Raw genomic sequence first — 9,541 nt, 5'->3', positions numbered from 1 at the left:
GGAGCTATTTAGGCCCCCCCCTTTTTGTGTGCTGACTATACAGCGTCTTGCTCAGAAAGGTGGGTGTCCTGATTTCCCCAGAAATATGAGGTACGCAATACCGATGCCGCCGCACACCACCTTAATCACTAAAATCAACGTATAGTAAAAATGCCACGCGTTGTGAATCACTCTTAAACATCGCGTATGTTGGGCTAAAAATCGTAGGTTGGATCTGAACGAAGTGAAGCCCAACGTTTACCGCGAATATATCTGTAAATCTGTTGTACCGATCTACCATATCCTTGTTTATCCCGATCTGGTTGGCGCAATAATGCTTGCCTGTTGGGCTTTGCTACTCGCTGCAGCAGCCTACAAAAACCACGCTACCGCCCCTGAGTGACAGCCCCCAGTTCGCTGCTATTAACTCGCGAGATAGCAACAATCGCTGCCATAACGCTCTCCCAGGAGATGGATTGTCGTTTGGCTATCTTAAGGGCGAGGGGAGAGGGTTGAGAAGCATGTTTTTGTGGGAATCTGTGTTGGATCATTAAATTAGTCATCGGTTGTGCTTTGGGTGATCAAGTCATTTGGCAGGGAATGTAAAGCTACCCTCACCTCAGCCCTCTCCCGGAGGGAGAGGGGGCAAGACGCCGAGAGCTGCAAGCGGGCGCGAGCGAGATAAAAAGAAAGGGAGCCGGTCAGGCTCCCTTTGATATGGTGATGCAACGATGGCTGCTATGCGTAAGGTAGATACGCAGCCGGATCACTCACGGCTAATGGCATTTGACCCATGCCGCCCCTTATCGATTGGTCGCCGCCTTCATCCCTTCCACAAACTCTTTCAGACGAGTGAGCATATGTTCCGGGTTCTGGTGGTGGGTCTCGATGATCTTCACCACGGCGGAGCCGGAGATGGCACCGGCGGCGCCAGCGGCGATGGCCTCACGCACCTGAGCCGGCTCGCTGATGCCAAAGCCGAGCAGGGCGGGAGGGGCGTTGAACTCGCGCAGGGTATTGATGAGACCTTCCACCGGCATGCCGGCCTTGGTCTCGGCACCGGTGACGCCAGCGCGGCTCACCAGATAGGTGTAACCATTGCCGAGCTCCGCCACCTGTTTCAGGGTCTCGGCGTCGCCATTGGGCGGGGCGATAAAGATGCTGTCGATGCCGAACTTGTCGGCGGCCGCCTTGTAGGGGGCGCACATCTGCACCGGCACGTCGGCGACCAGCACGGAGTCCACGCCCGCCTGCTGGCACTTCTCGTAGAAGCCGTCAATTTTGCGCACATAGACCAGGTTGGCGTAGACCAGCAGGCCAATGGGCAGCTGCGGGTACTTGGCGCGGATGCGGCCGAGCAGCTCGAAGCAGTCATCCGGGGTAGTGTGGCTGGCAAACGCCCGCAGGGCGGCGCCCTGAATGGTGGGGCCGTCCGCCACCGGATCGGAGAAGGGAATGCCGAGCTCGAGGGCATCGGCGCCCCCAGCGACCAGCGCATCGACGATGGCCAGAGAGAGTTCAGGAGTGGGGTCACCCAGCATCACGAACGGCACAAAGGCGCCCTGATTGGCTTCATCCAGACGGGAGAAGAGTTGTGCGTAACGGTTCATGACAAGGTTCCTTCTTTCTCGAAAATGTCGGCAACGGTGAAGATATCTTTGTCGCCACGGCCGGAGAGGTTGACGATGAGCACCTGCTCTTTTTCCGGTTCACTGCGGGCCATCTTGAGGGCGTGGGCCAGTGCGTGGGAGGACTCCAGCGCCGGTATGATGCCTTCGGATTTGGCCAGCTCCTGGAAGGCGTCCAGCGCCTCCTTGTCGGTCACCGAGGGGTACTCGGCGCGGCCGATGGCGGCCAGATGGGCGTGCTGCGGGCCGACGGAGGGGAAATCCAGCCCCGCAGAAACGGAGTAGGACTCCTGAATTTGGCCCTGATTGTCCTGCATCAGGTAGGAGTGCATGCCAAAGAAGACCCCCTTGCTGCCGTGACCGAGCGGCGCACCGTGCTCGCCGCTCTCGATACCGTGACCGCCCGGCTCGACGCCGATGAGGCGCACCGACGGCTCATCGATAAAGTCGGCAAACATGCCGATGGCATTCGACCCGCCGCCGACGCAGGCGATCACTGCGTCGGGCAGCCGCTCCTCCTTCTCGAAGCACTGGGCCTTGGCCTCTTCGCCGATCATCTTCTGGAACTCCCGCACGATAGTGGGGAAGGGGTGCGGGCCCGCGGCGGTCCCGAGCAGGTAGTGGGCCGACTCGTAGTTGGCGGCCCAGTCGCGCAGCGCCTCGTTGCAGGCATCTTTGAGGGTGCTGGAGCCGGAGTGCACCGGAATGACGGTGGCGCCCATCAGCTTCATGCGAAAGACGTTCGGTTTCTGGCGTTCGCAATCCTTGGCCCCCATATAGACCCGGCACTTGAGGCCGAGCAGGGCGCAGGCCAGCGCAGTGGCCACGCCGTGCTGGCCAGCACCGGTCTCGGCGATGATCTCGCTCTTGCCCATCCGCTTGGCCAGCAGCGCCTGACCCAGCACTTGGTTGGTCTTGTGGGCGCCGCCGTGCAGCAGATCTTCACGCTTCAGATAGAGGCGGGTCTTGGTGCCTTTGGTCAGATTGCGAGTCAGGGTGAGCGGGGTCGGGCGACCGGCATACTCGGTCAGCAGGGACTGAAACTCGGCGATAAAGGCCGGATCATCCTTGGCGTCGACAAAGGCTTTTTCCAGCTGGAGCAGGGCCGGGATAAGGATTTGGGGCACATACATGCCACCAAATTCACCGAAAAACGGGTTGAGCAGGGTCATAGACTATTCCTTGTATTTATAGGCTTAAGCGATTCATTCATTTGGTGCATGTGTTTAGCGGGTTCGCAGCGCTTTGTCACAGTTGGCGCAGTGCGCCGAAGGCGGCTGCAATCTTGTGCGCATCCTTCTGGCCCGGGGCACTCTCCACCCCGGAGTTGAAATCAAGGCCGAGGCAGCCGACTTGTGCCGCCTGCAGGGCGTTGTCGGGATTAAGGCCGCCCGCCAGCATCAGTTTGCTCTTGTCGAGCGTGACCAGCATGGCCCAGTCGAACGCCTGACCGGTGCCGCCGCTCTGGTTACCTACTTTGGTATCGAGCAGCAGCCGATCCGCCGGATAGGCGAGGGCGGGCAGTGGCTCGCCACTTTCCTTGCCAAGAGAGACTCCGACCGCTTTCCAGATCTGGCAGCCAGCCGGCAGCAGCGCGCGCAGTCCCTCGAGATAGGCGGCATCTTCATCCCCGTGCAGCTGCACCGCGGCGAGTCCCAGCGCCTCCACCGTCTTGACGATGGTGGCGGGCTGGGCGTTGCGAAATACCCCCACATAGGAGAGCGGCGCACCCGCCATCACGGCGCGAGCGGCGGGGATGTCCACATAGCGCGGGCTTTTGGCCACAAAGATAAGGCCGCCAAATACCGCACCCGCCTGATGGGCGGCGGCGGCATCCTCGGCGCGGGTCAGGCCGCACACCTTGTTCTGGCCCAGTACCAGCTTGCGCACCGCAGCCTCCAGATCCGGCTCGGCCATCAGGGATGAGCCCACCAGAAAGCCCTTGGCGTGGTGGCGCAGATCCGCCACCTGAGCGCGGTGGTTGATGCCGGACTCGCTGATCACCACCCGATCGCTTGGAATGTCTTTGGCCAGCTGTTTGGTGCGGGCGAGATCGACGCTCAAGTCGCGCAGATCCCGGTTGTTGATGCCAATCACCGGCGCGCCAAGGGCGATGGCGCGGGTCAGCTCCTCTTCGTTGCTCACCTCGGTGAGCACGCCCAGACCCAGCTCCTTGGCCACCGCGAACAGGGCGCGATAGCCCTCGTCGGTGAGCACCGAGAGCATCAAGAGGATGGCGTCCGCCTGATAGTGGCGGGCCAGATAGACCTGATAGGTGTCAATCATGAAATCCTTGCAGAGCACCGGCTGCTGGACGCGACCGCGCACCCGCGGCAAAAAGGCGAAATCCCCCTGAAAGAACTTCTCGTCGGTCAGCACCGAGATGGCGGTGGCGTATTTGCCATAGATGTCGGCGATCGCCTCCGGGCTGAAATCGTCGCGGATCAACCCCTTGGAGGGGGAGGCCTTCTTGCACTCCAGAATAAAGCGGGTGGAGCCCGCCTTCAGCGCCCCGACGAAATCCCGATCGCTGGGGGTCAGCGCGCTCTGGAAGCTCTCCAGCGGTTGGGCCAGCTTGCGGGCGGCAACCCACTCCTGTTTGGCCGCCACGATTTTGCCGAGAATGGTCTGGCTGAGGGAGGCCATGTTCAGAAAAGCATGGGGGGCAATAAGGTCTGACATCTCGTTATCCTTGCGAAACTGGCTCTTGCCCTGCGGGCGTTCTGAATGACTGCTGTGCAATGTGGTGGCTGACATCATGCCTCCTGATGACCCGCTTCCTGATGACTCAGGGTGGCCAGCCGAGCGGCCAGATCCGCTGTCTTGCCGCTCGCCAGCACTGCCAGCACCTCGGCCGCCGCGCTCTTGAGATCCTTCGCCTTGCCCGCCATCAGCAGCAGCGGTGCCACGTTGGCGGCGATGGCGGCGTTGTGGGCCGGGGTGCCACGTCCTTCCAGAATGGCGGCGGTGATGGCGCGGTTCTCTTCCGGTTCCCCGCCCTGAATGGCGCTGACCGGATAGGTCTCGAGGCCAAAGTCAGCCGGGGTGATCATAAATTCGCGGATCTCGCCGTCACGGATCTGGGCCACCTGGGTCGGGCCGTGGATGGCGATTTCATCCAGCCCGGCACCGTGCACCACCATACCGGTTTTCAGCCCCAGTGCCAGCAGGGTTTCTGCGATGGGGCGCACCAGCTCGGGGGCATAGACTCCCATCAGCTGATAGGTGGGGCGAGCGGGGTTGATAAGCGGCCCCAGCACATTGAACAGGGTGCGGGTCTTGAGGGCTTGGCGCACCGGCATGGCATGGCGCACCCCGGCGTGGTACTGGGGGGCGAACAGGAAGCAGATGCCGAGCTCATCGAGGCAGCGGCGCGCCTGCGCCGGGCTCATGTCGAGCTTGATGCCCATCTTGTCCAGCAGATCGCTCGACCCCGACTTGCTCGAGACCGAGCGGTTGCCGTGCTTGGCCACTTTCAGGCCGCAGGCGGCGGCGACCAGCGCCGAAGTGGTGGAGACGTTGATGGTGTTGAGGCCATCGCCCCCGGTGCCGACGATGTCGCAGAACTCATAGTCCGGACGCGGGAAGTCGCGCGCTTCAGCCAAGAGGGCCTCGGCGGCGCCGGCGATCTCCTCCGGGGTCTCCCCCTTGATCTTGAGGGCGGTCAAGAGGCTGGCGAGCACGATGGGATCCACTTCGCCACGTACCACCTGGCCGAAGGCGTCGCGGGTACTTTCACGGCTCAGAGACTGACCCTGATAGAGGGTGTTGAGATGATGATGCATGTTGGTCTCCTTACCTTACCGCGCGCCGCGTGTCGAAAAAATGCTTTCTGGACGGGTGATATGGGCGAGCGCCTGAGTCAGCAGGCGGGCCCCTTCCGAGGTCATGATGGATTCGGGATGGAACTGGAAGCCCAGCACCCGCTCATCCTGCTGCTCGATGGCCATGGGCATGCCCTGATAGTGGGCAATCACCGTCAGCTCTTCCGGTACATAGGTGGCGACCAGCGAGTGGTAGCGGGCCACCGGCAGCGGGCTCGGCAGACCGGCGAAGGCGCCGTGGCCGTTGTGCTCAATCAGGGAGCGCTTGCCATGGACGATTTCACCCGCTGCGCCGACGGTGCCGCCGTAGGCTTCGCACAGGGCCTGATGGCCGAGACAGATACCGAGGATGGGCACCTGACCACGGGCCAGCTTGATTAGGTCGATGAGGCAACCCGCCTCGTGGGGGGCGCCCGGGCCCGGGGAGAGCACCAGTACGGCGTCCCCTTCGCAGGCGGCGATTTCGCTCATGATGCGGCTCGCCGGCAGGCTGTTGCGGTAGATCCGCACCGGATAGCCGAGGGAGCGGAACTGGTCGACGAGGTTGTAGGTAAAGGAGTCGAAGTTATCGAGCAGGAAGATGTTAGTCATGGCTCACGTCCTTATGTTGCTCCTGCTGGGCGCTCAGGGCTTGCAGGGAGGTGCCATGGCTGGCGGCGATGGCGGCCAGCACGGCGGCCGCCTTGGCGCGGGTTTCGTCCGCTTCGGCTTGCGGCTTGGAGTCATAGACCACCCCGGCACCGGCCTGCACATGGGCCACGCCATCTTTCACGAAAGCGGAGCGAATGACGATGCAGGTATCCATCTCGCCAGCGCCGTTGATGTAGCCGACCGCGCCGCCGTAGCTGCCGCGGCGCTTGCCTTCTACCATGCGAATAAGCTCGCTGGCGCGGATCTTCGGTGCGCCGGTGAGGGTGCCCATGTTCATGCAGGCCTGATAGGCGTGCAGGGCGTCAAGGTCGGAACGCAAGGTGCCGACCACCTTGGAGACCAGATGCATCACGTGGCTGTAGCGATCCACTTTCAGCAGCTCCTTGACGTAGCGGGTGCCGGGTTCGGAGATGCGGGCGATGTCATTGCGGCCCAGATCTACCAGCATCAGGTGCTCGGCCACCTCTTTCTCGTCCTGACGCAGTTCCAGCTCGATGCGGCCATCGAGATCCCGGTTGATGCTGCCATCGGGGTTGAAGCCGCGGCGGCGGGTACCGGCGATGGGGTACATCTCCACGTCGCGGCTGGTGGCGCAGAATTTCACCGCGCTCTCGGGCGAGGCGCCAAACAGGGTGAAGCCCTCATCCTGCACGTAGAACATGTAGGGGCTGGGGTTGGTCTGTTTGAGGCGGCGATAGGCGGCGATGGGGCTTGGGCAGGGCAGGGAGAAGCAGCGGGACGGTACCACCTGGAAGATGTCGCCGCGGCGGATAAAGCCCTTGAGCTTCTCCACCTCGGCGCAGAACTGCTTGTCGCTCTTGTCCACGCTGATGCCGCCGGTCAGGGCTGGCGTTACCGGCTCCTGTTGCGGCGCCTGCTGGCAGGCTTGCTTGAACTGGCCGAGACGCTCGCTCAGGCGGTGGTATCTGTCCTCTACCCGGCTCTCGTCGCTGTCGCCGCCAAAGATGCAGGCAATCAGCTGAGTGGTGCGCTCGATATGGTCGATGGTGATCAGGGTTTCGGCCACGTAGAAGCAGTAGTCGGGGCAGTCGTTGCTCCCCTGCGGCACTTCGGGCAGATCTTCAAAAGAGGCGATGAGGTCATAGGCGAAACTGCCCGCCATAAACAGCGCCTCTTTGCCGAGCTGGCAATCGAGCTCCCGCTGCAGGGTGCGCAGCACGTCCAGCACGCTGATCCCCTTGAGGCGGGAATCTTCATCCAGCTCCCGATCAGAAGCCGGGAAGTCGAGCTGCAGCTCGCCGGATACCATGCTCTGGATTACGGCGGCGGGCAGGCGCTCGATCAGCAGGCTCTGCAACTGGGCGCCATTGTCGTTGAGGCTGCGCACCCGCACTGTACGGCCACGGCACTCGATGCGCAGGCAGGCATCCACCAGCAGCAGGCTCTGTTTGCCTGCCTTGGAGTCGATCTCCACCGATTCCAGCAGCAGGGTGTTGGGGCGCTGCTGGCAAAACTCGCTGTAGAGCGCCAGCGGATCGGCCACATAGGGGGCGTTGAGTTTGAGGGTATCGAATTCACCCAGAGGAAGGCGGTGCGTGGCTGTCATAGTGCGTTCCCTTGCGAGTGATGCGTGTTACCGATGTTCATGACGTCTAATACCTTGAAAAAGTGCCTTGAAAATGAGGTGGGTTCTGGCGGTTTCAGCAGGGGCGCCATCGCCTGGTCATTACGCTTGTCTGAATTCTCGGTTTCATCACAGCTCCATTTGCCGGATAATAAAAAAGCCCGCTGGGGTCAGCGGGCTTTTTCTTTGGGTTCTTAATTTGCTGTCAGATTACAGGTACAGCAACGACCACACGCCCGCATGTCAGGGAGTGTGCCACCACCAGATGGTCAGGATGGAAGTCGTTTGCATGATAAAGTCCTGTAAAAAGATGTTTGCAATGAAGTGCCTACAGAAAACGATAAAGCCGCGGCCAAGTCAAGTCGCTTTTTAGCCTTCTTTCACCAATTTGCCATGAATGGTGACCTGACCACGAGAGCGGAATAACCTGATGAGATTCGATCTTCACTGCCATACCACTGCCTCCGACGGGGTGTTGAGCCCAGCCGAACTGGTGCGCCGCGCCGCCGAAAAAGAGGTCGAGGTGTTAGCAATCACTGACCACGATACCCTTGCTGGGCTTGATGAGGTGCGCCACACCATCGAAGCCGAGCAGTTGCCGCTGCGACTGGTGAGCGGGGTCGAGATCTCCACCGGCTGGGAGCATCACGAGATCCATATCGTGGCGCTGGGGGTGGACGAAAAAAATTCGCAGCTGACCGACTTTCTGGCCGGGCAGTTGGCACGTCGTGAGGCGCGTGCGCTGGAAATCGGGCGTCGTCTGGAGAAGTGCCTCATCCCCGGCACCTATGAAGAGGCCAAGGCGCTCGCCGGTGATGCTGCCGTGACCCGCGCCCACTTTGCCCGGGTGCTGGTGGCGCGCGGGGTGGCCGACAACATGCAGAAGGTATTCAAAAAGTACCTGAGCCGTGGCAATAAAGGGTATGCCCCGGCCGAGTGGCCCGAGATGAGTGAAGCCATCACCGCCATTCACGCCGCTGGTGGGCTGGCTGTGCTGGCCCACCCCAGCCGTTACGATCTCACCGCCAAGTGGATCAAGCGGCTGCTGGTGGCTTTCAAGGCGGCCGGTGGCGATGCCATGGAGGTCTCATTGCCTCAGCAGAGCCCGCAGGAGCGGGCCAATCTGGGCCAGTGGGCCAAGGATCACGACCTCTATATCTCGGTGGGATCGGATTTTCACTTTCCCTCCAACTGGACCGAGCTGGGCCGCCACCTCTGGCTGCCCAAAGAGGGGATGCCCGTATGGCTGGCCTATCCAAGTCACTTTGGGCTCACCACCGAGCAACACGCCGAGCTGCTGGCGAGTCGGTAACGGCATCAGCGAAGCGGCCACAAACAGGTTAAGGTAGTGTCATGGGTCTTTGACCCGTGACCATACGAGCGGGCAGGTATTGCTGCCCCCATTGCGAGAACAAGCTATGAGTCAGCATTTTTACGTACATCCGGAAAACCCCCAGGCCCGTCTGATCGGTCAGGCGGTACAGATCATCCAGAACGGCGGCGTCATCGTCTATCCGACCGACTCCGGTTATGCGCTGGGTTGCCAGATGGGTGACAAAGGGGCGCTGGAGCGCATCTGCCGCATCCGTCGCCTCGACGCCAACCACGACTTCACCCTGGTGTGCCGCGATCTCTCCGAGATCTCCACCTACGCCAAGGTCGACAACAGCGCGTTTCGCCTGATCAAGAACAACACCCCGGGCGCCTACACCTTCATCTTCAAGGCGACCAAAGAGGTGCCGCGCCGTCTGATGAACGAGAAGAAAAAGAGCATCGGCATCCGGGTGCCGGATAACAAGATTGCCCAAGCACTCTTGGAAGCCCTCGGCGAGCCGCTGCTCTCCACCACATTGATCCTGCCGGACTCCGAGATG

The 9,541-nt window shown here is 61.5% G+C and carries 8 protein-coding genes; 2 read left to right on the top strand and 6 right to left on the bottom strand.

Annotated features, from left to right (window positions below; translation table 11 throughout):
- Positions 1–782: 782 nt before the first annotated feature.
- The 6 genes from trpA to DBR30_RS10830 form a co-directional block, all read right to left on the bottom strand.
- Positions 783–1,589 (bottom strand): tryptophan synthase subunit alpha, encoded by an 807-nt coding sequence (trpA, locus tag DBR30_RS10855; protein ID WP_005350211.1) that lies wholly within the window; start codon positions 1,587–1,589, stop codon positions 783–785.
- Positions 1,586–2,779: a tryptophan synthase subunit beta gene (gene trpB, locus DBR30_RS10850; RefSeq protein ID WP_005347359.1), complete on the bottom strand. Its 1,194-nt coding sequence runs from the start codon at positions 2,777–2,779 to the stop codon at positions 1,586–1,588. The genes trpA and trpB overlap by 4 nt, the downstream gene beginning before the upstream one ends.
- A 76-nt stretch (positions 2,780–2,855) precedes the next feature.
- Positions 2,856–4,364, bottom strand: a complete 1,509-nt coding sequence (gene trpCF, locus DBR30_RS10845) for a bifunctional indole-3-glycerol-phosphate synthase TrpC/phosphoribosylanthranilate isomerase TrpF (protein ID WP_181363547.1) — start codon at positions 4,362–4,364, stop codon at positions 2,856–2,858.
- Positions 4,364–5,392 carry an anthranilate phosphoribosyltransferase gene (gene trpD, locus DBR30_RS10840; protein ID WP_108541925.1) on the bottom strand — a complete coding sequence of 343 codons (1,029 nt, stop codon included), beginning with the start codon at positions 5,390–5,392 and terminating at the stop codon, positions 4,364–4,366. The genes trpCF and trpD overlap by 1 nt, the downstream gene beginning before the upstream one ends.
- A gap of 15 nt (positions 5,393–5,407) precedes the next feature.
- Positions 5,408–6,022, bottom strand: coding sequence for an aminodeoxychorismate/anthranilate synthase component II (locus DBR30_RS10835; protein ID WP_100646427.1), 615 nt, complete (start codon positions 6,020–6,022; stop codon positions 5,408–5,410).
- The gene (locus DBR30_RS10830; RefSeq protein ID WP_108541926.1) at positions 6,015–7,649 is read right to left on the bottom strand and encodes an anthranilate synthase component 1; all 1,635 of its coding nucleotides are present in this window, start codon (positions 7,647–7,649) and stop codon (positions 6,015–6,017) included. The genes DBR30_RS10835 and DBR30_RS10830 overlap by 8 nt, the downstream gene beginning before the upstream one ends.
- Positions 7,650–8,097: 448 nt before the next feature.
- Here DBR30_RS10830 and rnm point away from each other — a divergent pair, with 448 nt between their 5' ends.
- The gene (gene rnm, locus DBR30_RS10825) at positions 8,098–8,979 is read left to right on the top strand and encodes an RNase RNM (protein ID WP_108541927.1); all 882 of its coding nucleotides are present in this window, start codon (positions 8,098–8,100) and stop codon (positions 8,977–8,979) included.
- 106 nt (positions 8,980–9,085) lie between these two features.
- Positions 9,086–9,541 (top strand): L-threonylcarbamoyladenylate synthase (locus DBR30_RS10820; protein ID WP_258224394.1); only part of this gene is annotated, 456 nt, incomplete at its 3' end.

Source organism: Aeromonas sp. HMWF017 (assembly GCF_003061465.1).
In the GTDB taxonomy this organism is placed as follows: domain Bacteria; phylum Pseudomonadota; class Gammaproteobacteria; order Enterobacterales; family Aeromonadaceae; genus Aeromonas; species Aeromonas veronii.
This window is presented reverse-complemented; position numbering and strand designations above follow the sequence as displayed.